The sequence below is a fragment of the Arthrobacter sp. ISL-72 genome (assembly GCF_018613755.1).
Lineage (GTDB): Bacteria > Actinomycetota > Actinomycetes > Actinomycetales > Micrococcaceae > Arthrobacter.
In genome coordinates this window covers 12,742-39,085 of the sequence record NZ_JAGGPP010000033.1, presented here as the reverse complement: position 1 = coordinate 39,085, position 26,344 = coordinate 12,742, and the positions used below count along the sequence as shown (strand labels likewise).

The following is a 26,344-nucleotide window of genomic DNA, read 5'->3' as shown; positions in this document are numbered from 1 at the left end:
GTGCCTCCTACATCAGCCAGCCTTCCGGCCAGGATCTTGATGGACCCGGATAAGGTCCGCCCGGGGGTCCTGCGTCCCCAAATGCAATTCAATCGACGGGGGCAGCCCCGTCACGTGTGCGGCATTGCCCGACACCTCGATGGTAAGCCGGGAACCGGCCAATGGCACCTGGTCCTTCTTCAGGTAGCCGAAGCCATCCGGGAACGCCGGGCTCAGCCAGAGCCGGCCGGTGGGAGCCGAAGGGTCAAAGCGCAGCAGGATGCGGAGGAGGTGGATGGGGGTGGCCGAAGCCCAGGCCTGCGGCGAGCACGACGACGGGTAGGCCACCGGGGCCCGGTCCGGTTCGCGGGGGAAACCGCAGAAAAGTTCGGGGAGCCTCCCGCCGAAGGCCTCCGCGGCGTCGAAGATCGCCATGGCCACCCGCTGCGATTCTTCGATGAATCCGTAGCGCATCAGCCCGGCGGCGATCAGGGCGTTGTCGTGCGGCCATACCGAGCCGTTGTGGTAGCTCACGGGATTGTAGGCGCCCATTGTGGAGGCCAGCGTGCGGACACCCCAGCCGGAGAACATGTCCGGTTCCATCAGGCGCTGCGCCACGAGCGGTGCCTTGTCGTCATCCACGATCCCGGACCACAGGCAGTGCCCCATATTGGAGGCACAGGCGTCCACGGGAATTTTGTCCTTGTCCAGGGCTACAGCGAAGTATCCGCGCTGGGGCATCCAGAACCTGCGGTTGAACGCCTCCTTGAGTACGGCAGCGCGGTCACCCCAGTGACGGGCAAGGCTTGAATCGCCGGAGTCCAGGGCCAGCAGCGCCCTCGCCAAGTAGGCGCTGTAGACATAGCCTTGTACCTCGCACACTGCGATGGGCGGCTCGGCGAGCGTGCCGTCCGCAAAGCTGATGCCGTCGTAGGAGTCCTTCCAGCCCTGGTTGAGGAGCCCGTGCCGGCTGGCGCGCTCGTATTCCACAAAGCCATCGCCGTCAGGGTCCCCGTAGCCGGTGATCCAGTCCAGTGCACGGTCCGCGTTGGGGAGGAGCTCCTGCACTGCCCGCGGCTCCAGTCCCCAGCTGCTGACTTCGCCCAGGAGCTTGACGAACAGGGGAGTGGCGTCAGCCGTGCCGTAGTAGGTGTTGCCGCCGCCGAGCGACAGTGCGGCGCCCGAACCGAGCCGCACCTCGTGGAGAATCCGTCCCGGCTGTTCCTCGGTGAGTTTGTTGATGGTTTGGCCCTGGTGCTCGGCCAGCGTCTGCAGTGTGCCCAGCGCGATAGTGGGATCAACGGGAAGCGCCATGAGTGAGGTCAGCAGCGAGTCGCGGCCGAACAGTGCCATGAACCACGGCGCGCCAGCGGCGATCACGGTCCGGTCCGGGTGTGCGGGGTCCTGGATGCGCAGCGAGCCCAGGTCCTGCTGGCTCTGCCGCAGGGTTCTTTCGAGGGCGGAGTTGTCCATGCTGAACTGTGGTGCGGCGGCGACCCAGATCCGGTGGCGGAGGGCGGGAACCGATTCATGCTGCGCGGTGCTGGCGGAGAACTTGCCCGCCGGCTCGTTGCCGTCGGAGCTGGGTGTGACCACAATCGTGGCGGTCCAGGAACTCTTTGCGGGAACGGTCACTTTGAACATCACCCCGTGGCGGTTCACATCCGCGCCCGGCGCCCGGACTGTCACACCCAGTAACCGCCCGTTGTGGCGGCCGCTGATGATCAACCTGTCGCCTTCCGGCCGGTGGGAGGGGCGCAGTTGGCGGGTCTTCCGTCCGGCCTTGACCTCGAACAGGTCCGCGAAGTCCGCCTCGACTGCCAGTTTGATGGTGCATGGAGCGGGGGAGGTGGAGTAGTTCCGCAACGTCAGCGTCTCACGGATCCCGTCGCCCACCTGCCGGTCCCGTTCAATCACCATGGGCCGGTCGGCCGCGCCGTCGGGCTGGGGTGCCCGTCCCGTGAAGACGGCCCGGTAGGGTTCAGGGTTCACCGCCATGAGCCCTTCCACCACGTGGTTGTTCACCAGCAGGTTCCAGCGGGACACGATCCGGGTGTCCTGGTAGAAGACCCCGTGGGCCAGTTCCAGGTCAAGGTCGCCATTGGCGGCGGAGATGAAGAACGATGATCCTTCGACGATGGTCACCGCGTTGGGGCCGACTGAACCGACCGTATCCAGGTTCCAGCCGTTCACGGGAGCCGCCGGAGAATGGGCCGCGCCGCACATCCAGCGGCCGGTGGGACCACGCGTCGAAAGCTCATGAATGCCTCCGCAAAGGATTCAACGGCTGACTGCTTAGCCACCCACATTCTAGAATTCCGGCAGGTCGGGAACAAGGTTCTTAGGGCCCGGGCGAAGGGTCAGCGCCGGGATGTGGGCAAAACGAGCCGAACCCGCCCGGAATCTGGTCCGGACGGGTCGGCGCGAAGGTAGCGGTTCTAGCCGCGCTCGGGATTGGTGTTGGTGGCGGCGCCGGCGGTGGTGGCCCCGCCTTCGTCGGACCAGTCCTGGCCGGTGGTGTCGTTGCGGGAAGGGTCGCTGGCGACGTCGGGAGTGGTGTCAGCGGACGTGCCCAGGTTTACCGTCTCTGGATGGGTGCTGTGGGACGGGACGTAGTCGCCGGCCGGGAATTCGTCTTCCGTTGTGGGAACCGCGCCCGTGGCGCTGCCGGTCTTGATGGCGTCACCCTTTGCGGTGTCGTCTTTGGCGGTGTCCGACGACTTGTCCCGGTGCATGGCCGAGCTGATGACTGTGCCGGCACGGCGGGCCGCCTCAGTCAGCTGGTCGGATACTTCGGGCGCCTTTTCCTTGACCGCTTCGGTTGCTGCGGCCACCTTGTCCTGTACGGGCTTGCTGTCCCAAAGTCCCGCAGCCCGTGCCTTGATTTTTTCGTACGCGGCGCGGCCGGACCGGGAGCCCAGTACAAATCCCGCTGCCATTCCTGTACCGAAAAGAAGTTTTGCTTTCATGATTTACTCCTGCTTCGTGTGAGGGTCCCGTGCCCGCCCCGGTCAACGAGGCCGGGATGCAGAGATGTGAGGCCATGGATAGAGGATCTTGAATTGAAAAACGGCCCCAGGAACAGTCCCGGGGCCGTCTCTCAGGCCAGTCCCGCTTTAGCGGGCTGTGCGCTTGGTGATCATGCCGTAAACAAGCAGGACAATGATCGCGCCGCCAATGGCCAGAAGCCATGTGGACAGCGAGAAGAACTCGTTGATGCCGACGCCAAAGAGCGCACTGCCAATAAATCCGCCCAAAAGAGCACCGACAACACCGAGCAGCAGCGTGATGAAAATGCCGCCGCCCTGCTGGCCGGGGAGGATCGCTTTAGCAATGGCTCCAGCGATAAGGCCCAGAATCAGAAATGCGAAAAAACCCATTTTATCGTTCCTTCTTCTTCTCGAGGAGGTGCCTGAATCCCAGGCACGCTTCATCCTTCCACCTAATACTAATCATGCTTAGTATTAATCTTCCAGTCGGCGGGGCTGCAAAGTTGCCGGGAGAGCCGACTTTCAGTGGCCTTGGACGTCGGAATTAACGCCGGACTCATCACCTCCGTCGAGTGTGGCAATCGCTGCAATGTCGTCCGCATCCAGGGCGAAGCCGAAGACATCCAGGTTTTCTTTCATGCGTTCCGGATTGGCCGTTTTCGGGATGGCAACGAGGCCCTGCTCAATGTGCCAGCGCAGCACGATCTGGCCGGGTGTTTTGCCATGCTTTTGGGCGATCCTTCCCAGTACTGGGGCGTTAAGCAGGTCCGTGCCGGCGCCCAGCGGACTGTATGACTCGGTGACGATTCCGTGCCGCCGGTTGTAGCCGATATCGACAATCCGGGTGACGGCCGGGCTGACCTGGATCTGGTTGACGGCCGGCACAATTTCACAGGCGGCCATGAGCCTCTCCAGGTGCGCGGGTTTGAAATTGGAGACCCCGATTGAGTGCACTTTTCCGGTTGTCTGCAGCCGCTCAAAAGTTTCCCACGTGGAGATGTATTCATTGCGCCGGGGGAGTGGCCAGTGGATCAGGAGCAGGTCCACATAGTCCAGCCCGAGCCGTTTCAGAGACCCGTCCAGGCCGGCCACCGCCCTGTCCTGCCCTTGGAATTCGCCGTCCAGTTTGGTGGTGATGAACATCTCGGACCGGTCCAGGCCGCTCGAACGGAAGCCGTTTCCCACGCCTGTTTCATTGCCGTACTTCACAGCGGTGTCGATGTGGCGGTAACCGGCTTCAACGGCCTGGACGACGGCGGCCGCCGCCTGTTTGTCGTCCAGCGGCCACGTGCCCAGCCCGATCTGGGGAATCCTGTTTCCGTCATTGAGCTCAATCACAGGTGAAAGTGCCATTCCACGAGTCTTTCCTATTGAAGCCGGTTTGCACAGATGCCGAACAGAACAGGATGTCCGACGGCGCCGCCACCGTTGCGGGAAAGCTCACCAGGCGTAGTCTTCCGGGGCGGTGCGGTGGCCGGGGAAGATGTCGTCGAGGCGCTTGAGCGCGTCGGCGTCGAGCGTTACATCCAGGGCGCGGAGGCCGGCGTCGAGCTGTTCCTGCGTGCGCGGCCCCACGATCGGTGCGGTTACTGCCGGTTGGTGCAGCAGCCACGCCAGGGCGACGTCGCCGGGCTCGTGGCCCAGATCGTCCGCCAAATCCTCATACCGGCGGATCTGGTCCTGGTGCTTTTTCAGTGTTTCGGCCGCGCGTCCCTCGGTGCGCCGGACGCCGTTGCGCTCTTTCTTGAGCACGCCGCCCAGGAGACCGCCGTGCAGGGGCGACCAGGGGATCAGCCCCAGCCCGTACTGCTGTGCGGCGGGGATGACCTCCAGTTCCACGTTTCGGGTGAGGAGGTTGTAGATGGATTGTTCGCTGACCAGGCCGGTGAAGTTGCGCCGGGCGGCGGATTCCTGGGCCTGGGCGATGTGCCAGCCGGCAAAGTTGCTGCTGCCGGCGTAGAGGATTTTGCCCTGCTGGACGGCCACTTCCATGGCCTGCCAGATCTCGTCCCAGGGGGTGTTCCGGTCGATGTGGTGGAACTGGTAGATGTCGATGTAGTCGGTCTGCAGCCGCTTGAGGCTGGCATCCAATGCCCGCCGGATGTTCAGGGCGGACAGTTTGGAGTCGTTCGGCCGGTCCGTCATGGTGCCGTAGAGCTTGGTGGCCAGCACGGTGCGTTCGCGGCGCTCGCCGCCCTGGCCGAACCACCGGCCGATGATTTCCTCTGTCCAGCCCCTGCGGCCCGAACCGCCGTACACGTTGGCCGTGTCAAAGAAGTTGATGCCGGATTCCAGCGCGGAATCCATGATGGAATGTGCCGCGGTTTCCTCGGTCTGCGGACCGAAGTTCATGGTGCCCAGGCACAGGCGGGAAACTTTGAGGCCGGAGCGGCCAAGCTGGGTGAACTGCATGCTGCGGGATCCTAACTTTGTTGGAGCGGCTTAGAGCTGGCTGAAGGCGGCGACGGCGGGATCGGCGCCTCCGCGGGCGCCGGACTCCAGAGCCGTGATTTCGGCGAGTTCGGCGGGCGTCAGGCTGAGGGCGACGGCGCCCAGGTTCTCCCGCATCCGCTGGGAGTCCGCTGATTTGGGGATAACGATGTTGCCCTGCGCAAGGTGCCAGGCCAGCACGATCTGGGCCGGAGTCGCGCCGTATTTGCCCGCCAGTTCCTTCACGGCGGCCGCGTTCAGGTCGGCGCCCTGTCCCAACGGGCTGTAGGCCTCCACCGCGATGCCGAGTTCCCGGCATTTGGCCGCCAGTTCCTGCTGCTGGAACGTGGGGTGGATTTCGAACTGGTTCACGGCCGGGACTACCTCCGCGCCCGGGAGCAGGGTGTCCAGGTGCTCCGGGAGGAAGTTGGAGACGCCGATGGCGCGGATCTGGCTGTTGGCGTAGAGCTTTTCCATCCCTTTCCACGCTTCGGCATAGAGCCCCTGCGACGGCACCGGCCAGTGGATCAGGTACAGGTCCACGAACTCGACGCCGAGTGCCCGCCGGCTGTTCTGGAAGGCCTCGTTCGCCTTGCCCTGTTCGCCGTTGCGCAGCTTGGTGGTGATAAAGAGTTCCTCGCGTGGAATGCCCGAGGCGGCGATGGCGGCGCCGACTCCGCCCTCATTGCGGTAGGCGGCGGCGGTGTCGATGTGGCGGTAGCCTGCCTCGAGCGCGTCCTCAACGATGCGCTGGGTTTCTTCCGGCGGCACCTGGAACACCCCGAAACCGAGCTGCGGGATCTGGACGCCGTTGTTGAGGGTCAGCTGCGGGATGGTGGTTTCATGCGTCTGGGACATGGTTGATTCCTCCGGGAGTAGGGCTGGTATGCCGGTGCCAGGACCCGGGGCGGCTCGCGGGAAACCGCTTTCGTGCTGGCTATGGTTTGAGCCTATGCATTTTGTGGTGCCCTGTCAGTAGGAGTGCCTGTTCCTGTTTTTCCTAGGACTGGCAGTCCTACTTTCGTTGTAGAAAGGGTGCTTCACAGCCGTGCACAATGGAAGGCATGGGTCAAAGTGCCGAGTTTGGAAAATTCCTGAAGGCCATGCGGTCCCGGCTGAAGCCGGAGGACGCCGGGCTGCCGGGAACCGCAGGCGCGCGTCGCGTTCCCGGACTGCGCCGCGAGGAAATTGCGCGGCTGGCGGACGTGAGTACTGACTATTACACGCGGCTGGAGCAGGGCCGCAACATCCACCCGTCCCGCTCTGTGCTCGAATCCGTGGCACGTGCACTGCGCCTTGATTCCAGCGAGCAGGCGCACATGATGGACCTCCTGGAGAACTGTGCCGAATCCCGGCGCCCACCGCTTCCTGCCCAGGGCGTGCGTCCGGCGCTGCGGCAACTCCTGCACGCGGTGGGGGACGTTCCCGCCCTGGTCCTGGGCCGCCGGAGTGACGTGCTGGCCGGCAACCGGCTCGCCTTCCTGCTGTTTGCCGACTTCCCTGCCATGCCGGCCGGGGAACGCAACCTCACACGCTGGCTCATGCTCGAGCCGCGCGCCCGCGAACTGTTCAGCGACTGGAAGACCGTGGCAGCCGAAGCTGTGGGCGCCCTCCGCGTGGACGTCGGCCGGCATCCCAACGACGCCGAAGCCAACCAGCTGGTGGGCGAGCTCGCCGTGCACAGCGAACATTTCCGCCAGTGGTGGGCCGGGCACCGTGTGGCCACCCCGTCCGCCGGCAGTGTCCGGCTGCACCATCCCGTGGTTGGGGAACTGGAACTGAACTTTGAAAACCTGGTGCTGCCTGAGGACCCGGACCAGGTGCTCCGGGTGTTTTCCGCGAAGGCGGGTTCGCCGTCGGCCGATTCCCTGACCCTGCTGGGCAGCTTCGGTGCCGGAGAATCCGGCGGGGCGGCACCCGGTCCCGGAGAATCCGGCGGCACCGTACCCGGTCCCCTCCGGGATAGGCACCTCCCCGACAAGCTCAAATAGGGCATCAAGCCATCCCTCCTATAGGATTCACGTACCTATGGAATGGGGGAGCTATGGGCGTTCGTTCATGGGTGGAACAAAAGAGGCGCGTGCTGGCCTCGGCAACCACTTTTTCAACTTTGGCTTTGGTCGCCGTGGCGGCCATTGTCTACCCGGGATTCAAGGTCACCCAGGTGGACCTGAACGACGGCGGAGTCTGGGTCACCAACGCCAGCAAGAACCTGGTGGGGCACCTCAACTACCAGTCCAAGCTCCTCGACGGCGGCCTCCTCGCTGCCAGCCCTGATTTCGACGTCCTGCAGAACACCGGCACCGTTTTCCTTTCCGACCGGAGCAAGTCCTCCCTCAGCCCCGTCAGCGTCACCGACGTCACGTTGGGCCAGGCGCAGTCCCTACCTTCCCCGGTGGCCGTGAGCTTCGGCCAGAAGTCGATCGCCCTGGCCAGCCGGGACAAGGGCGCTCTGTGGGTGACCACCACCAGCGGGCTGGGCTCCTTCGACGCCGCCTCCGCAGAGCCGGCCATCACGGACGCCGGCGGCGTGGTGGCCACCGTCGGAGCGGACGACGTGGTCTACGCGGCCAACCCGGCCGCCGGCCAAATGACGACGCTGAAGCTGGACGCCGCCGGCACCGTGGCCTCCCGGGAATCCCGGCCGTACGAGGCCCTCCGCAACATCGAGAACGCCCAGATCGCCGCCGTTGGGGACGAACCGGTGGTCCTCGACCCCACCACCGGCTCCCTGTTCCTGCCGAACGGAAAAAAGGTGGCCCTGCCGGACCCTGCCGGCGCCCGGCTGCAGCAGAGCGGTCCCGATGCCTCCTTCGTTGCCGTTGCCACCTCCACAGCACTGGTCAAGCAGCCGCTGGACGGCTCCGCGGCAACCGTCACGGACCTCGGCGCAGCGGGAAACCCGGCTGCCCCCGTCCGCCTGGGCCCCTGCCTGTACGCAGCCTGGGCAGGCTCGCAGAAATACCTCCGCGACTGCGACAACCCCGGCGACAATGCACGCCAGGACATCCCGTCTACCGGCAACCGCGCCGACTTCGTGTTCCGCGTCAACCGCAACGTGGTGGTCCTCAACGACGTCAACTCCGGCGACGTCTGGCTGGTCACCGAAGACATGCGCCTGGTTTCCAACTGGGATGACGTCATCCCGCCGCCGGACAAGTCCGATGACCAGGACGAAGACGCGGCCGACAACAACCCGGTGAACACACTGCCGGACCGCACCAAGGAAAACCGGCCGCCGGCCGCAGTGGATGACCAGTTCGGCGTCCGGCCCGGCCGCACCACCCTCCTCCCGCTGCTGTTCAACGACTCGGACCCCGACGGCGACGTCCTCACCGCGCGCCTGCAGGGCGAACCTCCCGCCGTCGGAACCCTGCAGAACGTCTACAACGGAACGGGCATGCAGGTGACCGTCCCGGCGGATGCCAGCGGATCGGCGTCGTTCCAGTACCAGGCCAACGACGGGCGCGGCGGAACAGCCACAGCCAGGGTCACCCTCACCGTCAAGGACCGCGCCACCAACGAGGCGCCGACCCAGAAACGCGTCCCCAGCATCCTCCTGGAACAGGGCAAGAGCATCACCCAGAATGTGCTCCCGGACTGGATTGACCCCGACGGCGACGACCTCCTCCTGACGGGGGCCAGCACCTCAAGCGAAGGGGACCAGGTCCGGATCAGCCCGGACGGCCAGCTCACCTTCCAGGACGTGGGCACCAGCCTGGGCCGGAAGGAAGTCCTGCTGGTGGTCTCCGACGGCCAGCTCCAAACAGAGGGCAAGGTGATCGTTGACGTCCGCGCCAAGGGCAGCCTCCCGCCCAAGGCCAACGCCGACCACGCCGCCGGCATCGCCGGCCAGGACCTGGTGGTGTCCCCGCTGGCCAACGACGTGGACCCCACCGGCGAGGGCCTGCGCCTCACCAGGGTGGACAGTCCGGCGGACCTGATGGTCACCCCCGACTACCAGTCCGGTACGTTCCGCTTCCGGGCCGCCAACCCCGGCACGTACTACCTGACGTATCTGGTCACCAACGGACCGGAGAGTTCCGCCGGGCTGGTCCGCATCGAAATCAGCCCTGCCGGCGGAAACGCGGAACCGCCGGTTGCAGTGGCGGACCTCGCCTTGCTGCCGGTGGGCGGAGAGGTGCTCGTGGACGCCCTGGCCAATGACTCCGATCCAGCCGGCGGCGTCCTGGTGGTGCAGTCCGTCAGCCAGCCGAAGAACTCCGCGATCAGCGTGGCCGTGCTGGACCACCACATCCTGCGCATCTCGGACGTCCGCGGCCTCACGGCGCCCACCAGCTTCACCTATACGGCGTCCAACGGCGTCGCCAGTGCCACCGGCGAAGTGACTGTGGTGCCCGTGCCTGCCCCGAGCAAGCTGCTCCCTCCGGTGGCCGCGCCGGACGAGGTCACGGTGCGCGCCAACGACGTTGCCACCATCAACGTCCTGGCCAACGACAGCCACCCGAACGGCGCCAAAATCCGCCTCAACCCCGTCCTGATCCAAGGCGTTGACCCTGCACAGGGACTGCTGGCAGTGTCCGGCGACGTGTTGCGCTTCAAGGCCGGACCCACCCCCATGACGGTCCACGCCATCTACGCGGTGACGGGCCCGGACGGGCAGGAAGACTCCGCCCAGGTCACCATCCACATCCGCGGCGGCGGCGCCGAGCAGAATTCGCGTCCGCTGCCGCAGAAAGTCACGGCCCGCGTCATCGCTGGCAAGACCTCCCGCGTCAGCATCCCCCTCGACGGCATCGACCCCGACGGGGACTCGGTGACCCTGATCGGCCTTGAGCAGGCCCCGGGCAAGGGCACAGCCACGGTGGGTGCCACCTACATCGAGTACACGGCTTCCCGGAACGCCTCCGGCCAGGACCTGTTCTCATACGTTGTTGAGGACCGTTTCGGAGCCCGCTCCACGGCCACGGTGGTGGTGGGCATCGCTCCTGCGCCGGGCGCCAACCAGAACCCGGTCGCCGTCGAGGACACCATCACCGTGCTGCCCGGCCGCCACCTCGCCGTCGACGTGCTGTCCAACGACGCCGACCCCGACGGCGACATCGTCAGCCTCGCCGGCGGAGGCCTGGAAGCCGCGCCGGAACTCGCCGCCGAAGTTAAGGACGGCCGTGTCCAGCTCACCGCACCGGCGGCCGCCGGGACGGTGATTGTCTACTACGGCGTGACGGACGGCAGAGGAGGCACCGCCGTCGGCACCCTCAAAGTGGAGGTCAGCAGCGACGCGCCCCAACTGCCGCCCATTGCCCGCGACGACCGCGTGACCTTCGCCGAGACCCTCGGCAAGACCGCCGTGGATGTGCCTGTCCTCAAGAACGACGAGGACGCCGACGGCGTGGCCAGTGAACTGGCCATCAGCTTCCCCCAGCCCGCCCCCACCGCGCGGGTCACCGGCGACGGAACAGTCTCGGTGACCCTCACGGACGATCCGCAGCTGATTCCGTACACCGTCACCGACGTGGACAAGCTGTCCTCGACGGCCTTCATCATGCTCCCCGGGCTCAAGGGCCAGGCCCCGGCCCTGAAGAGCAGCGCCCCGCTGGAAGTGATCAGCGGCCAGCAGCTCACACTGAACCTGCAGGAACTGGTGGTGGTCCGCGCCGGCAAGACCCCGCGGATCACCCAGGACACCAAGGTCCAAGCGGTGGCCTCCAACGGTGCACCGCTGGTCAAGGACGGCAGCACCCTGGTGTTCACCTCAGCCGACGACTACTCGGGCCCTGCCTCGGTGTCCTTCGAAGTCACCGATGGCGCCGGCGTGGACGATCCGGACGGCAGGCTGGCCGTGCTCACTGTCAGCATCCGCGTGCTGCCCGACCCCGCCCGCAACCATCCGCCGGTTTTCCCGGGCAGCAGCCTGGAAACCGCCGTGGGCGAGGAAGCGGTCCTGGACCTCCGCCAGGTGGCCACCGATGTGGACGAGGCGGACAAGGGCAGGCTCGCCTTCGCACTCAGTGGCGGCACTCCGGCCGGGATTAAGGTCTCCCTGGACGGGAGCACCCTGAAGGCGACGGCCGACGGCGGCGCCCCCAAGGGTGCCGTCCTTCCCGTCGGAGTCACGGTGACCGACGGCCGCAGCACTCCCGTAGGCAGCACGGTCAACGTCCAGGTGGTGGCCTCGAAACGGCCCCTGGCCGGCGTCAACGACGATGTGGTGGCCAACGCACGGGCCGGGCAGGCTGAACGCGTCGACGTCCTGGGGAACGACAGCAACCCGTTCCCGGACTCGCCCCTGAAAGTCCTCAGCGCCGCCGTCGAAACCGGAACCGGCACGGCCTCGGTGGACGGCGACGCCGTGACCGTCACACCGGCGGACAACTTCGTGGGCACCCTGGTGGTGCGGTACCGGGTCCAGGACAAGACCCAGGACGCCGAACGCGAAGTGGACGGACGCATCCGGCTGACCGTCAAGGACAAGCCGGACGCCCCCGCCACCCCGACGGTAAGCGAAGTCCGTGACCGCACCGTGGTGCTGAACTGGTCCCCGCCGGCGCACAACGGCGCACCCATCACCGGCTACAAGGTGGCTGGCAGCAGCGGCTTCTCCCAGCAGTGCCCCGCCACCACCTGCACCCTCAGCGGTCTGACCAACAACGTTGAGTACACCTTCACGGTTGTGGCCACGAACGAAGTCGGCGACTCTCCGGCGTCGCCGGCCTCGGCACCTGCCCGCCCCGATGCCAAGCCGGATGCGCCCGCGCCGCCCACGCTGGTGTTCGCGGACAAAGCACTCACCGTGAACTGGGCGGTGCCCAACAGCCCCGGCTCACCGGTGGAAAGCTACAACCTGGAGATCTCTCCCGCGCCTCCGGGCGGCAACGTCCGGGCCAGCAACATCACGGGCACGTCCTTCCAGTGGACCGGACTCCAGAACGGCACCCCCTACCAGGTCCGTGTCCAGGCCTCCAACAAGGCGCCGGATCCGTCAGACTGGAGCGCTTACTCGGCCAGCGAGATCCCGGCCGGCCTGCCCGGAGCTCCGGGCAAGCCGACCGCCGCCCGGTCTACCTCGGGCGGTTCGGAGTCCATCATGACTGTCAGCTGGGCGGCCGCCCCGGAGAACGGCGCCGTCATTGACACTTACACCGTCACCGCGGAACAGGGCGGTGCGGCAGTAGCCAGCAGCACGGTCTCCGGCAGCCAGCTGAGCGTGCCCATGACAGTAGGCAACTCCGCCACGGACTACTCGTTCAGGGTGGTGGCCAGGAACAAGGCCGGCAGTTCCGCAGCCAGCGAGCCGTCCAACCCGAAGCGTGCCTTCGGGGCCCCCGGAGCGGTGCCGGCAGTGCGCGCGGATCCCTTGGACAACGCCGTGCAGCTGGCCTTCGAGCCGGCGGCAGGCAACGGCGCCACTCCCACCTACCAGTACCAGGTCAACGGCGGTGCCTTCCAGGCACTTGCGGCCGACAAGGTGGTGCGAAGCGGCGTGCCAAACAACGGCAACTACACCATCGGCGTGCGTGCAGTGAACAGCATGGACGGCGAAACCTTCGAAGGACCGGTCACCAACTCCAACCCGGTGGCACCCTACGGCAAGCCGTTCCCGGCCAGCATCAACCCGGTCACCGTGACCACCACCGTCCGCTTCGACGTCGGCTCCGTGGCCAATAACGGCCGTACCGTCGTCGGGCTGGAGTACCAGGCTTCCGACGGCCAGTCCGGAAGCCTGGGCGCCGGCGGCGGTTCGGTCAGCGTTGGCAACGGTTATGACCAGTCGGTCTCCATCACCGTGACCACTGTCGACGATCTGGGGCAGCGGACCGCTGTGAGCGCCTCCGGCCGGACCGCCCCCGCAAAGTACATGGTGGTGATGAACGGTTCGAAGAGCCCCGGGACGTGCGAATGGCCCACCAACGGCACCTCGGCCTCGGACACCCGCGCAAACTGTGCCGCCGGCGGCGGCCAGTTCGTCGAGGAAGGTACGCGGGTCCAGCTCCAGTGCGTGACCAACGGCGCCGCGTACACGATCTACGACGGCAGCAGCGGAGCGTCCACCGGCACCACCAGCACCGTCTGGTACAAGGCGATCAACAACCTGTGGATCCGCCCCAGCGACGGTCCGGTGGACTCCGGAGTTCCGCCATGCTGACCCGTGGAGTTTTTGCCGTGGTCACCTCACTCGGCTGGCAGGTACTGGGTGGCGGCCTGGGTTTCTGGGCGGTCGGAGCCCTCCTGGGCTGGGAGGAAGCCATTGCCGCCGCCGCCCTGGCTCTCGGCCTGCTGCTGCTCGCCGTGCTCTTCGTCCTGGGCCGCACCTCGTACGGGGTGGACATGGACCTTGCTAAAACACGCGTGGAAGTCGGTGACATGGCCGTGGGAAGCATCACCGTGTCCAACACCTCCGCCCGGGCGCTGCTGCCGGCGTCGCTCGAGCTGCCCGTGGGTGCCGGCAAGGCCTTCTTCAGCATCCCCAGGCTCGGCCCGCAGGACGTGCATGAGGATCTCTTCACCATCCCCACGGCCGTCCGCTCGGTGATTAAGGTGGGGCCGGTCCGCTCCGTCCGCGCCGACCCGTTCCGGTTGCTGAACCGCCAGATGATCCTCACGGACGCGGTGGACCTCTTCGTCCACCCCCGGACCGTATCCCTGGCCGGTTCCGCCGACGGCCTGATCCGTGACCTGGAAGGACTGCCCACCAAGGACCTCTCCAGCGCCGACGTGTCCTTCCACGCGCTCCGCGACTACGTTTCGGGCGACGACCGGCGCCACATCCACTGGAAAACCACCGCCCGGAGCGGCAAGCTCATGGTGCGCCAGTTCGAGGAGACCCGCCGCTCGCACCTGGCCATGGCCCTGTCCACGAACCTCGGCGAGTACGGGGCCGACGCCGACCTGGAACTGGCCATCTCCGCAGCGGCATCCATCGCGAAACAGGCCATCCGCGAACAGCGCGAAGTCAGCGTCCTCACGCAGGACGGACCGCTCCGGACGGAAACCAGCCGGATCCTGCTCGACGGCATGACCAGGCTGGTGGGGGAGGAATCCCGCGTGTCAGCCGCCGACGTGGCTCGGCGCACCAGTGATGCCGTGCCCAACGCCTCGATTGTGTTCCTCCTGGTTGGCGCAGAGGTGACACCGGCTGAGCTGCGGACGGCGGCGGCAGCGGTTCCTCCCGGCGTGCGGTGTTTCGCCATCCGTTGCCAGGCCGGCGCGGCGCTGGAACGCCGTAGCATCGGCGACCTGGCCGTTCTGACACTTGGTGACCTCTCCGAACTGCCCCGGCTCCTCGTGAAGGCCGTGGCATGAGCCGGGGCACGAACGGCGGCCGGGGTCTTTCCTGGCCGCGCACCCTGCCGGGAGATGTGGCCGGCCTTGGGGTGCTCCTTGCCGCCGGGGTTCTGGGCCTCCATTCCACCTTTGCGGGCGACGTCCGGTTTTCCCTGGCCGGATTCGGCGGTATAGCCCTCGGACTGGGCCTCGCTCTCCTGGCGGCACGGCACCGGCTGGGCGTCCTGCTCACCATGGGCATGGCGGCGCTGGCGTATGTGGTGTTCGGGAGCGTCCTGGCCGCCCCGGACCAGGCACTGGCGGGAGCGCTGCCGTCGCCCGAATCCTTGCGTACCGTCATCTTCGGCGTCGTTCTGAGCTGGAAGCAGCTGCTCACCAGCGCCGCCCCCGTGGGGACCGGCAACGGCCTGCTGGTGGTTCCGTTCCTTGGCGCCTATGTTGCGGCGCTCCTCGCCGGAACCATGGCTTGGCGGTTGCGCACGCCGTCGTGGGCGGTTCTTCCGGCCGCAGGCCTGCTCCTGCTTGCCACGGCGATGGGCACGCACGAAACGTCGTGGGCCGCTGTGCGGGGTGCCGTATTCGTGGCAGCTGCGGTGGTGTGGCTTGCCTACCGGCGCGGGGCCGATTCGGCACCGGACACCGCGGTCCCGGCGTCGTCCTCGGCGCATCCGGCGGCACGGTGGCGGGGGACTGCCTTCGGGGCGCTGGTCCTTGCCTTGGCCGGCGGGGTGGCGCTGGGGTCGTCTCCGGCACTGAGTGCTTCGGCCACCCGCCTGATCCTGCGTGACGTGGTGGTCCCGCCGCTGGACCTGCGCGACTATGCCAGTCCCCTCGCCAGTTTCCGGGATTACGTGAAGGACCAGAAGGACAAGAAGCTGCTGACCGTTACCGGCCTTCCCTCCGGTGCGAGAATCCGGCTGGCAACCCTCGACTCCTATGACGGCGTCGTCTTCGACGTGTATGGCAGCGGCTCAAGCAACTTCCTGCCCATCAGCAACGCGGCGGAGATCGGAGCGGGTGGCGGCCGCGGCGCTGCCCTGGCAGCAGCAGGCGCCATGCCGGCAGCGACTGCCGAGGTCGGTGTCGACGTAGGCAACTACAAGGGCGTCTGGCTGCCCTCCAGCGGGAACCTGCGCAGCGTCGATTTTGGCGGTGCCCGGTCCAGGCAGCTGGACGACGCGCTCTTCTTCAACGCAGGAACCGACACGGCGATCACCACCGCCAGGCTCCAACCGGGGGACAGCTACAGCCTCGGTGTGGCGTATCCATCCCAGCCGACCGACGAGGAACTGGCCCAGGCGCAATTTGCCCGAGTGCAGCTTGCGCCCGCCGAAAGCGTGCCGCAGATCGTGGCGAGCAAGGCCAATGAGTTCGTGGGGGATTCCACCCTGCCGATTGAACGGGTCCGGAAGCTGGAAGCTGCGCTGTCCAAACAGGGGGCATTCAGCCACGGGCTGGACGGTGAAGCGCGAAGCCTGTCCGGGCATGGCGCCCAGCGGATCACGTCCCTGCTCAGTGCAAAGCAGATGGTGGGCGACGACGAGCAGTACGCCGTGGCCATGACCCTGATGGCCCGGGAGCTGGGCATTCCCGCGCGGGTGGTGATGGGTTTTTTCCCGGATCCCGAGGAACCGCAGCAGTCCGGCCCGGTGGAAATCACCGGCGACGACGTCCATGCCTGGGTGGAGGTCGCCTTCGCCGGAGCGGGCTGGGTGGCATTCAACCCGACGCCGTCCGAAGACAATGTGCCCATCCCGCCGGACCCGGAGCCCAGATCCAAGCCGCAGCCCCAGGTTCAGCAGCCGCCTCCGCCGCCCCAGGCGCCGGTGGAACTGCCGCCGGACTCGTCCCCGGACGCGCAGGATGCCGAACAGAACCAGCAGGGCTTCTGGGCCTTCCTTGGGCCGATTCTTATGGCCATCGGCCTGGGGCTTATCCCGGTGGCCGTCCTGCTCCTGCCATTGATGCTCATCACCTGGCTGAAGCTGCGGCGGCGTAAGCAGCGGGCAACAGGCGGGTCCGCGGCCGACCGCATCGGCGGAGGCTGGAGCGAGGTCATGAGCGCGGCAACGGACCTCGGCGCGGTGGTTCCTGCCGGAGCCACGCGCCGGGAAAGTGCCGCCACTTTCGCCGAGGCCTTTCCAGCCGGAGGCGTCACCACCCTGACCCTGGCCCGCCGCGCCGACGAAGCAATTTTCGCCGCGGGGGATCCCAGCGATGAGGAGGTGCGGGCGTTCTGGGCGGATGTGGACTCGTCCCTGAAAGAACTGTCGGGCTCCCTGACATTCTGGCAGCGCCAGCGCGCCCGGTTCTCCCTCCGGTCCCTTGCGACCGGCGGGATCCAGGCGCAACTGGCGAGGGTATTCCAGCGGACAGTTCGTTTGTGGAGGAAGTGACGTGAGTACAAAGCGGGGACCCGCGGCACCGCCGTCGATCGAGGGCTATCAGTACGTCCAGCACCTGGGATCGGGCGGCTTCGCCGATGTATACCTCTACGAACAGGACAGGCCGCGGCGCAAGGTGGCGGTGAAGGTTCTGCTCTCGGACTTGAAGACAGCGGACGCGCGCCGGCGCTTCGAGTCCGAGGCCAACCTCATGGCGCAGCTGTCCACGCACCCGTTCATTGTCACCATCTACGAAGCGAACGTCACGGCCTCCGGGCACTCCTACCTGGCGATGGAGTATTGCTCCAAGCCCAACCTGGACACCCGGCTTCGGCGCCAGCGCTTCAGCGTCGACGACGCCCTCGCCGTCGGCGTCCAGGTGGCGTCCGCCGTCGAAACCGCCCACAGGGCAGGCATCGCCCACCGGGACATCAAGCCCGCCAACATCCTGGTGACCGACTACAACCGGCCCGCCCTCACGGACTTCGGCATTTCCGGCACCACTGATTCGGCCGGGGACGACGACGGCGGCATGTCCATTCCGTGGTCTCCGCCGGAAGCCTTCCAGCGCTCGGACGCCAACGGCGTGATGGTGGATGTCTGGGCGCTGGGGGCCACGATCTACACGCTGCTGGCCGGCCACTCGCCGTTCGCTGTTGCCGGCGGGAACAACTCGCCGCGGGAGCTGATGTCCCGGATCGCCTCCGCACCCTTGCCCGGCCTCGGCCGGATCGACGTGCCGCAGTCCCTGCAGCAGGTTCTGGCGACGGCCATGGCCAAGCAGCCCGGATCCCGCTACCCCTCGGCGCATTCCTTCGGCCTGGCTCTGCAGCGGGTCCAGGCCGAGCTCGGCCTCGCCATGACACGGTTTGAAGTTCTCGACGACGGCCACGACGGCGACCATTCCGGCGATGACACCTCGGCGGACGCCACCCGGATCCGCGGGGTGGTTTCCATCGATCCGCTGGCCACAGGATCCGCCGGCAAGACGACCTCGGTCCGGCCTTCGCTGCCGGTGGCCTTTGCGCCAGGGATGGCTGCGATGGCGCCCGCTGCTCCGGCGGCATGGGACCGTCCCGCGGCGTTCACGCCGGTGGCGGTCGAAGACACCCAACTCCGGCCCGCGCGGCCGAAAACTCCCCTTGACGATGCCACGGACCGTCAGCCCCGCCGTCGATACAAGTGGTTCCTGCTCGCAGCCGGCGGAGTGCTGGCGGCTGCTGCGGTTGGGGTGGCGCTGGTCAACGGCACCGGGCCAACCCCGGCCCCGGCCGAGACCTCGGCCGGATTGGACGGACCGCTGGATCCGGTAGCGACAGGAAGCGTGGTCCCGGCGCCCGCCAAGCTGGCCGGAACAAAGGCCGGCGGGTCCGTGACCTTCACGTGGGAAAACCCTGACCCGGCGGACGGGGACGTGTACATGTGGCGCCCGGTGTCCGTTATGGAGTCCGGCGAGTACACCACCTCCAGCGAAGCCCGGGCAGTGCTGATCGCCAGCCCGGATGCCCAGACGTGCGTGGAAGTCCTGATCCGTCGCAGCACCGGCCAGGCCACGCCCGAACCGGTCAGGGCCTGCGTACCCTGACCACGCCGGTGCCCACGGGTAGCTGACGATGGCTTGGGTGGCGCTGGCCGCTGTGCAAGTGCCCCTCGCGCGGCACTGATTATGGGCAAAAGCCCATTGGGCAAGCACGCACGGTTTCCTAGCCTTGGGGTAGACCTTTTCGACTACCAAGGATGGGATTCAACGATGAAGCGCATCGCATTGCTCCGGGAGCGCGTGGCCGCAGCCGGAGCCACCGGAACACACTGCCCGGCTTCCGGGCTCTGGGCCCCCGACGCCGCACCGCAGGACCTTCTCACGATCTTCGAAGGACACATTTTCCCGTCCTACAAGGGCGAACCCACCGTCTGGCGCCGCAGCACGGCGGGCCCAACCTCGCGCTGAACTGAGCTGAGCTTAGCGCTCCAGCCGGAATCCGAGTTTGATGGTCACCTGCCAGTCGGCCACCTTGCCGTCTTCAAGGTGCCCGCGGACTTCCTTGACCTCGAACCAGTCCAGGTTCCGGAGCGTCTTCGCGGCCTCGGCGATCCCGTTGCGGACGGCGGCGTCCACACCTTCGGTTGACGTTCCGACAATTTCAGAAATGCTGTAGGTGTGATTCGACAACTTCGCTCCTCATAATCTCCATTGACACCCGGAACTGCGGGCCGTCCCTGCAGATTAGCCGACGGAGCGAAGAAGAACTAGGGCAACGTGCGGGTTCAGCTGGCCTCCTCCTCGCGCATTCCCGGGCTGTAGGCCGGTCCGGGCTCGGGGCGTTTTGGCAGGAGTCCGGGCGTTGCCGGCCGCTGCCTGACCTTGCGCAGGACCCATGGAAACAGATAGTCCTTGGCCCAGATGAGGTCGCTGCTGCGGGCCTCCCGCCAGCTGCTGGCGGGCAGGGCCTTCGGTTCCAGCGGCTTCAGGGTGTGGGGCACGTTCAGAGTTTCCAACACCATGGCTGCGATGGTGTGGTGGCCCAGAGGTGAGAAGTGCAGGCGGTCCGGGTCCCACATCCGCGGGTCGCTCAGTTGCCGAAGCGCCCACAGATCGGCAATCACGCCGTCGTATCTGGCTGCGATGGTCCGGAGGTGCTCATTGAAGATGGCCACCTTCCCGCGGATGTGACTGAAGACGGGCGTGCTGCCCCAGTCCGGCCCCGTGAAGATGACCACCGTGGCACCGGTACTGCTGAGGCTCCTGACGGCGGGATCCAGCTTCTCGGCCAGCCGGTCGGGATCAGCGCCACGGAAGACAAGGTCATTGCCTCCAGCGGAGAAGGTGACCAGGTCCGGCTTGAGTTCCAGCGCCGGGCCCACTTGCTCATCCACGATCTGCTGGAGCAGGCGTCCGCGGACGGCGAGGTTGGCGTAGGCAAAATCGGAGTGGCCCGTGCTGAGTTCTTCAGCAACGCGGTCGGCCCAGCCGCGGACTCCACCGGGGCTTTGCGGTTCGGGATCGCCGAACCCTTCGGTAAAGGAATCGCCCAAGGCAACGTACCGGTTCCACGGATGCGCACCCTGCGTGGGGGTTCCGGAGGGGATCCGCTCCGGGTCGGGAAACATTAACGCGTTCATTCCCTTATGGTGACGCCGGGTTGCGGGCGAAAACAGGGTCGAAGGGCGCAAGTTCGCGGGTCCGGAGGGGCCGAAGGGCGGTGGTCCCGGCAGTCCCGCCTCTCCGGCTGGTCCCGGCGGTCCCGCCCCGCCCGCGGCTCAGGTGGTTTTCGCCTCGAGCACGTACGTCTTCAGATCATCGAGGGTCTGCTGCATGTGGGCATCCATGGCGCTGCGGGCGCGCGCGGCGTCCCGGGATTCCAGGGCCTCGGCGATTGCGTGGTGATGCCCGATGGCGTGCTCCTGGATGTCGCGGAACTGGGAGGTCTGCGTGCGGCGCTTCTCCAGCACCCGGTGCAGGGGTTCAAAGAGCACGGCCACAAAGACGTTCTCCGAGGCGCGCAGGATTAGGTCGTGAAAGGCCAGGTCGGCTTCGACAAAGGCGGCCAAGTCGTCGGAGTCATGGGCCTTGCGCATGGCCGCAACGTAGCCGTGCAGGGTCTTGACGTCAGCGTCGCTGACGCGGCCGGCAGCCAGTTCGCAGGCACCCGTTTCTAGCATCCGCCGGAGTTCGATCAGCTGGATGGCGGCAGCGGCGTCATTCTGGCCCTCGGAGGCGGCGCGGAGGACCGCCTCCAGGGAGGCCCACCGGTTGAGCGGGTTGACGAACGTCCCGCGCCCGCGCTCCACGCTGAGGATCCGCTGTGCCTCGAGGGTCTTCATGGCCTCGCGCACCGTCATCCGGCTGACCTCGTGCTTCGCGCTCAGCTCCAGCTCGCCGGGGACGCTTGCGCCGGGAGGGAACTCGCCGGCAATGATCCGGTCCAGGAGCTCATCGGCCACCACGCCGACCAGTGATTTACGTGCCAATTTTCCCCCGTTCAGCCGTGAGCGACGATTTGTCCGACAAGTCTACTTGCGTGTCCCTGTGCCTTATGACACACTAGCATTCAGATGCAAGATGTCTGACATCTTACAAATGTCAAAAGCAGCAGAGATTACATACACAACGGAGTGCAAAATGCCCCTTGAAGCAGATGTGCTGGCAGCCTTCCCGGCAGAGGTCCAGATTCCCGCTGAGCTGGTTGCCGGGGCTGTAGCGGCTTCGTCGGCAGCCTCACCCCGGGTGCTCGTAGTGCTCGACGACGACCCCACCGGCACGCAGTCCGTAGCGGACCTGCCGGTGCTCACCCGCTGGGATGTGGCCGACTTCACCTGGGCCTTCTCACACATCCGGGAGAGCAAGACCAAGCCCGCTGTGTACGTGCTGACGAACACCCGCAGCCTGGACCCGGCCGAAGCCGCCGCCCGCAATGAGGAAATCGTCCGCAATGCCCTGGCCGCGGCAGATTCCGTTGCGGTTTCCGCATCCGGTGCGGCCGGCAACGCCAACCCCCGCCTGCGGCTGGGATTCGTCAGCCGCAGCGATTCGACCCTCCGCGGCCACTATCCGCTGGAACCGGACGTCATTGCCGCCACTGTTGCCGCCGTCAGCGGCGAAGTGACTGACGGCGTCGTGATTGTTCCGGCATTTCCCGACGCCGGCCGCGTCACCATCGGCGGTGTGCACTACATGCGCGGCACCGGTGATGCCGCCGGAACCCTGATTCCCGTGGCCGAAACCGAGTTCGCCAGGGATGCGAGCTTCGGATTCGCCAACTCGGAGATGGCCAAGTACGTGGAAGAGAAGTCGCAGGGCCGCTTCGCCGCGGACTCGGTGATCGTCCTGGACCTCAACATCATCCGTGCCGGTGCCGGTGCCGGTGCCGCGGCCGGAGATCCGGCAATCTCCGCCAAGGCCATCGCCGACGCGATCGAGGCCGCCACCGACTCCACCCCGATCGTGGCAGACATCGTCACCGAAAATGACTTCCGGGCCCTCTCGCTGGGCCTCGAAGAAGCCGAACGCCGCGGGAAGAAGCTCCTGTACCGGGTAGGCCCGCCGTTCGTCCGCGGCCGCATCGGCCAGGAAATCCGCGCCGCGCTTACCGGCGACGAGGCCTATGCCGGAAACACGCCGTCGGAAGCCGGCGGACTGATTGTGGTCGGCTCGCACGTCGGCGTCACCACACGCCAGCTCAAGGCCCTCACCGAACAGCACCGTGCAGCACGCATTATCGAGATCGACGTCGAGAAGCTGCTTGCCGAAACCGAAACAGGCGCCGAAACAGGCGCCGGTTACCTCGACCGGACGGTGGACAGGGTGGTTGAGGCGTTGCGCAGCGGCGACGTCATCGTCCACACCAGCCGCCTGCTCATCAAGACGGACGACGCCGCAGCGAGCCTGAAGATCGCCCGCACAGTCTCCGCCGCCGTCGTCGCCCTCGTGAACCGCACGCTCAAGACCTTCCCGCCGCGGTTCGTCATCGCCAAGGGCGGGATTACGTCCTCGGACGTGGCCGCGCACGGCCTGGAAATCCGCCACGCGATTGTCCGCGGCCCCATGCTTCCGGGCATCGTGAGCCTGTGGGAGCCCGTGGACGGTCCCGCCAAGGGCATTCCGTACATCGTTTTCGCCGGAAACGTGGGCGATGACCAGTCCCTTTCCGACGTCACCCGCAAGCTCAGCAGCACCTTCTAGCCGTCCCTCAGAATTTCAACGGAGAACACCATGACCAGCAACTACACCATCACCGTCCTGGGCCTCGGCGCCATGGGCCTGCCGATGGCCACCCGCCTCGCCAGCCAGCTCACCGTGCACGGCTTCGACATTGCCGAGCCGCGCCTGAAGCTCGCGGAAGAAGCCGGCATCCGCACTTTCGCCTCCGCCCGGAAGGCCTCTGTTGGTGCCGACGCCCTCCTCCTGGCCGTCCGCAACGGCGAGCAGCTCAACGACGTCCTCTTCGGCGATAACGGCGTGGCCGCCGTGCTCAAGCCGGGCGCCGTCGTCATCCTGGGCAGCACCGTGGGCACCGAAGCCATCCCGGCCACCGTGGACCGCCTGGCGGCATACGGCGTCGACCTGGTTGACGCGCCGCTTTCCGGCGGCCCCAAGCGCGCCGGTGAAGGCGACCTGCTGATCGTCGTGGGCGCATCGCCGGAGGCCCGCGAAAAGGCCGCGCCCGCCCTCGAGCTGCTGGCGTCCACGCTCACCGTGGTTGGCGACAAGCCCGGCGACGGCCAGGCCCTGAAGACGGTCAACCAGCTCCTCTGCGGTGTGCACATCGCCGCCGCCGCCGAGGCCCTGGCTCTGGCCGACGCCCTCGGCCTGGACCTGGAGAAGACCCTCGCGGCCCTCGAAGCCGGCGCTGCGGGCTCCTTCATGCTCTCCAACCGCGGGCCGCGCATCCTCCAGGCCTACACGGAGGACGGCGCCGAGGTGCTGAGCCGCCTGGACATCTTCGTGAAGGACATGGGCATCGTGGGCAAGGCCACCCGTGCCGCGGGCCTCGCAGCACCCGTTGCCGCCGCCGCCGAGCAGCTCTACCTCCTGGGCCAGGCCCAGGGCCTCGCCGCCGCCGACGATTCAGCGGTGATCAAGGTAGTGGCCCCCACCAAGCGCACCGCCTAACGACTCTCACCCCCCCAACCCCCCCAAGCCCCGCCTCACCCCTTCCCCCTTTCGAGTTTTTGTCCAGATAACGCGACTTAAAACCCCTTTAGGTCCCGTTATCTGGACAAAAACTCCAAGGCCCTCAAGCCCGACGACGGCGGTCCCCCTCCGCCGTCGTCGAACCTCCCGCTGTTGAGCCGTTCGTCGTCGAACCACGCGCCGTCGAACTCTTTCCCTCGGTACCCTTTTCGAAGAAAATCCTGTCAAAGGAGACATCCCCGATGAACCCCCTGATCAACTCTTTGATGGTGCGGGCGGCTGACGCTCCCGTCATCAAGCCGGCTGTGGAGCTGGGAACTCCGCTCCTGCTGACCATCGCCGCCCTCGGCATCGCGCTGCTGCTGGTCATGATCATCCGCTTCAAGATCCAGGCCTTCGTGGCGCTGCTGACGGTCAGCATCCTCGTGGCCGTGGCATCGCAGATTCCGCTGAAGGATGTCTTTACGGTGGTTGCCAACGGCGTTGGCGGCACCATGGGCAAGGTGGCGCTGCTGATCGCACTCGGCGCCATCCTGGGCCGGATGATCGAAGTCTCCGGCGGCGTCCAGTCGCTGGCCTCGCACTTCACCGAAAAGCTGGGCGCCAAGCGCGTTGCCGTCGCGCTCACCGCCGTCGGCTTCCTCGTCGCTATCCCGGTGTTCTTCGAGGTGGGCGTCATCGTGCTGGTCCCGATCGTCTACGCCTTCGCCAAGATCGCCAAGGTGCACCCGGTCAAGTTCGGCCTGCCCATGGCCGGCATCATGCTGTCCATCCACGTTGCCGTGCCGCCGCACCCGGGCATCGTGGCCGGCGCCGGCGTCTTCGGTGCCGACATCGGACTCATCACCCTCTTCTCGCTCCTCATCTGCGTGCCCCTGGGCTTCCTGTCCTACTGGGTGGCCAGCATCATGAACCGCAAGGACTACGAACTTCTGCCCAGCGTCAAGGCGCAGGTGGAGGAATTCGGCTCCGACTCGCTGGTCAAGGTGGGCCACGACGGCCCCGGTGCCCTTGCCGTTGCACCTCCCCGCCCCGGCCTGATCATCTTCCTCATCGCAGCCCCGATCGTGCAGATCCTGCTCGGCACGGTGGGCACGCTCACCATCGCCAAGGACAACTTCATGTACGGCGTTGCGGCGTTCGTCGGCAACCCCTTCCTGGCCCTGCTTGTCGCGGTTGGCCTGTCCTTCTTCCTGCTGGCCGTCCGCCGCCAATGGTCCCTGCGGGAAACCGGGGAGATCTTCGAAGGCGCCCTGCCTCCCATCGCCTCGATCCTGATGGTGGTTGCCGCAGGCGGCGTGTTTGGTGAAGTCCTGCGCACCTCCGGCATCGGCGCGGCCCTGTCGCAGACCCTGGACCACCTGGGCCTGCCCCTGATCGTCCTTGGCTTCGTCATCTCCCTGGCCCTCCGGGCGGCACAGGGTTCGGCCACTGTGGCCATCGTCACCACCGCGGGCCTGCTCACCTCGGCCGTGGCCGAAGGCGGCTACTCGCCGGTGCAGATCGCCGTCCTGGTGATCGCCATCGGTTTCGGCTCGCTGGGCCTGTCGCACGTGACCGACGCCGGGTTCTGGACGGTGGTGCGGTACTACGGCCTGACCGTGTCCGACGGACTCCGCACCTGGACAGTCCTGACCACCATCCTGGGCCTGGCCGGCTTCGCACTGACCTTCGTGGCCTGGATCCTGGTGGGAGGCCTGAGCGCCTGATGCGTGCCCGACTCGACCACCTGGTAGTTTCCGCGCTCCAGCAGGGCGCAGCCGTCCCGGCCTTCACCTGCTACGACTTCACCACCGCCCTGGCCGTGGTGGAAGCGGCGGAGCAGGCCGGCCGCGGCGCCATCCTGCTGGTTGCCCCCAAGACGGCCGCCACGCCCAACGGGCTCCGGCTCATCACGGCGCTGCGCGGGCTGGCGGACTCCGCCGGTGTTCCCATTGCAGTGCAGCTGGACCACGCCTCGGATCTGCGGGTGATTGCCGACGCCGTCGCGGCGGGCGCGGATTCGGTCCTCGCGGACGGCTCGTCGTTGCCGTACGAGGACAACATCGCGCTGGTCCGCGAAGCCCGCGCCGTGCTGGCAGCGCAAGGGCATGCCGACGTCGTGATTGAAGCGGAACTGGGCGGCCTGGCCGGCGATGAGGACCGCGCGTTCGGTGCGGATGCAACGCGGCCGTTGACCACCGGCGCGGACGCAGTCACCGGCACCGCCGGGCTGACCGACTCCGCCCAGGTAGAGGACTTCGTTTCCCGGACCGGCGCTCAGCTCCTGGCCGTGGCCGTGGGGAACGTGCACGGCAAGTACAAGGGGGAGCCGCAGCTGCGCTGGGATGTTCTGCAGGACATCGCGGTGCGGACCCACATCCCGCTGGTGCTGCACGGCGCTTCCGGCATCCCGGGCGAGGAACTGGTCAAAGCGGCCGCCATGAATGTGGGCAAGGTGAACTTCAACACCGAACTCCGCACCGGTGTCCTGGCGACCCTGGAGGACCAGACCCCTTTGCACCGGGCCGACGGCGAAAACCTCCAGGGCCTGCTGGGCAAGTGGAACGCCTCCGCGAAGACCTTCGCAACCGGCGCCCTGGCCACCCTGACGCGCTAACGCAACGCGCTAACGCAACGCGCTAACGCAACCGGCCCCGGAGGATTGGAGTTTTTGTCCACGTATCGCGTTCGAGGGCCCTTAG

General features: G+C 66.9%; 19 protein-coding genes. 10 read left to right on the top strand and 9 right to left on the bottom strand.

Annotated elements, in window-relative coordinates:
- Positions 1-12 precede the first annotated feature (12 nt).
- The 6 genes from J7I92_RS20860 to J7I92_RS20835 form a co-directional block, all read right to left on the bottom strand.
- Positions 13-2,172 (bottom strand): glycogen debranching N-terminal domain-containing protein, encoded by a 2,160-nt coding sequence (locus J7I92_RS20860; protein WP_214843614.1) that lies wholly within the window; start codon positions 2,170-2,172, stop codon positions 13-15.
- Between the two features lie 245 nt (positions 2,173-2,417).
- A complete protein-coding gene (locus J7I92_RS20855; RefSeq protein WP_214843612.1) occupies positions 2,418-2,948 on the bottom strand; it encodes a hypothetical protein in 531 nt (176 codons plus the stop codon).
- A 147-nt stretch (positions 2,949-3,095) separates the two neighbouring features.
- The gene (locus J7I92_RS20850; RefSeq protein ID WP_214843610.1) at positions 3,096-3,359 is read right to left on the bottom strand and encodes a GlsB/YeaQ/YmgE family stress response membrane protein; all 264 of its coding nucleotides are present in this window, start codon (positions 3,357-3,359) and stop codon (positions 3,096-3,098) included.
- A gap of 132 nt (positions 3,360-3,491) precedes the next feature.
- Positions 3,492-4,322 (bottom strand): aldo/keto reductase, encoded by an 831-nt coding sequence (locus J7I92_RS20845; protein WP_214843608.1) that lies wholly within the window; start codon positions 4,320-4,322, stop codon positions 3,492-3,494.
- Between the two features lie 87 nt (positions 4,323-4,409).
- Positions 4,410-5,381, bottom strand: a complete 972-nt coding sequence (locus J7I92_RS20840) for an aldo/keto reductase (RefSeq protein ID WP_214843606.1) — start codon at positions 5,379-5,381, stop codon at positions 4,410-4,412.
- Positions 5,382-5,411: 30 nt separating this feature from the next.
- Positions 5,412-6,257 carry an aldo/keto reductase gene (locus J7I92_RS20835; RefSeq protein WP_214843604.1) on the bottom strand — a complete coding sequence of 282 codons (846 nt, stop codon included), beginning with the start codon at positions 6,255-6,257 and terminating at the stop codon, positions 5,412-5,414.
- A gap of 206 nt (positions 6,258-6,463) precedes the next feature.
- Between J7I92_RS20835 and J7I92_RS20830 the strand changes: the two genes are divergently transcribed.
- From J7I92_RS20830 to J7I92_RS20805, 6 genes are all read left to right on the top strand, one after another.
- Positions 6,464-7,390, top strand: coding sequence for a helix-turn-helix transcriptional regulator (locus tag J7I92_RS20830; protein WP_214843602.1), 927 nt, complete (start codon positions 6,464-6,466; stop codon positions 7,388-7,390).
- Positions 7,391-7,443: 53 nt separating this feature from the next.
- Complete coding sequence (locus J7I92_RS20825; protein WP_214843600.1) at positions 7,444-13,506, top strand: Ig-like domain-containing protein; 6,063 nt, start codon at positions 7,444-7,446, stop codon at positions 13,504-13,506.
- Positions 13,455-14,663: a DUF58 domain-containing protein gene (locus tag J7I92_RS20820; RefSeq protein WP_396020434.1), complete on the top strand. Its 1,209-nt coding sequence runs from the start codon at positions 13,455-13,457 to the stop codon at positions 14,661-14,663. Before J7I92_RS20825 ends, J7I92_RS20820 begins: the two co-directional genes overlap by 52 nt.
- Positions 14,660-17,041 (top strand): transglutaminase family protein, encoded by a 2,382-nt coding sequence (locus tag J7I92_RS20815; protein ID WP_251040256.1) that lies wholly within the window; start codon positions 14,660-14,662, stop codon positions 17,039-17,041. The genes J7I92_RS20820 and J7I92_RS20815 overlap by 4 nt, the downstream gene beginning before the upstream one ends.
- A gap of 1 nt (position 17,042) precedes the next feature.
- Complete coding sequence (locus J7I92_RS20810; protein WP_214843598.1) at positions 17,043-18,614, top strand: serine/threonine-protein kinase; 1,572 nt, start codon at positions 17,043-17,045, stop codon at positions 18,612-18,614.
- Positions 18,615-18,779: 165 nt separating this feature from the next.
- Positions 18,780-18,977, top strand: coding sequence for a hypothetical protein (locus J7I92_RS20805; protein WP_214843596.1), 198 nt, complete (start codon positions 18,780-18,782; stop codon positions 18,975-18,977).
- Positions 18,978-18,989: 12 nt separating this feature from the next.
- Here the strand turns inward: J7I92_RS20805 and J7I92_RS20800 are convergent, their stop codons facing one another.
- From J7I92_RS20800 to J7I92_RS20790, 3 genes are all read right to left on the bottom strand, one after another.
- A complete protein-coding gene (locus J7I92_RS20800) occupies positions 18,990-19,199 on the bottom strand; it encodes a dodecin (protein ID WP_214843594.1) in 210 nt (69 codons plus the stop codon).
- Positions 19,200-19,294: 95 nt separating this feature from the next.
- Positions 19,295-20,149, bottom strand: coding sequence for an SGNH/GDSL hydrolase family protein (locus tag J7I92_RS20795; protein ID WP_396020433.1), 855 nt, complete (start codon positions 20,147-20,149; stop codon positions 19,295-19,297).
- A 138-nt stretch (positions 20,150-20,287) separates the two neighbouring features.
- Entirely contained in the window at positions 20,288-20,998 is a 711-nt protein-coding gene (locus tag J7I92_RS20790) for a FadR/GntR family transcriptional regulator (RefSeq protein ID WP_214843592.1), read from the bottom strand.
- A gap of 151 nt (positions 20,999-21,149) precedes the next feature.
- Here J7I92_RS20790 and J7I92_RS20785 point away from each other — a divergent pair, with 151 nt between their 5' ends.
- From J7I92_RS20785 to J7I92_RS20770, 4 genes are all read left to right on the top strand, one after another.
- Positions 21,150-22,709, top strand: a complete 1,560-nt coding sequence (locus tag J7I92_RS20785; RefSeq protein ID WP_214843590.1) for a four-carbon acid sugar kinase family protein — start codon at positions 21,150-21,152, stop codon at positions 22,707-22,709.
- A gap of 30 nt (positions 22,710-22,739) precedes the next feature.
- The gene (locus tag J7I92_RS20780; protein WP_214843588.1) at positions 22,740-23,639 is read left to right on the top strand and encodes an NAD(P)-dependent oxidoreductase; all 900 of its coding nucleotides are present in this window, start codon (positions 22,740-22,742) and stop codon (positions 23,637-23,639) included.
- A gap of 263 nt (positions 23,640-23,902) precedes the next feature.
- Positions 23,903-25,369 (top strand): GntP family transporter, encoded by a 1,467-nt coding sequence (locus J7I92_RS20775; protein WP_214843586.1) that lies wholly within the window; start codon positions 23,903-23,905, stop codon positions 25,367-25,369.
- Positions 25,369-26,259, top strand: a complete 891-nt coding sequence (locus tag J7I92_RS20770) for a class II fructose-bisphosphate aldolase (RefSeq protein ID WP_214843584.1) — start codon at positions 25,369-25,371, stop codon at positions 26,257-26,259. Before J7I92_RS20775 ends, J7I92_RS20770 begins: the two co-directional genes overlap by 1 nt.
- Positions 26,260-26,344 lie beyond the last annotated feature (85 nt).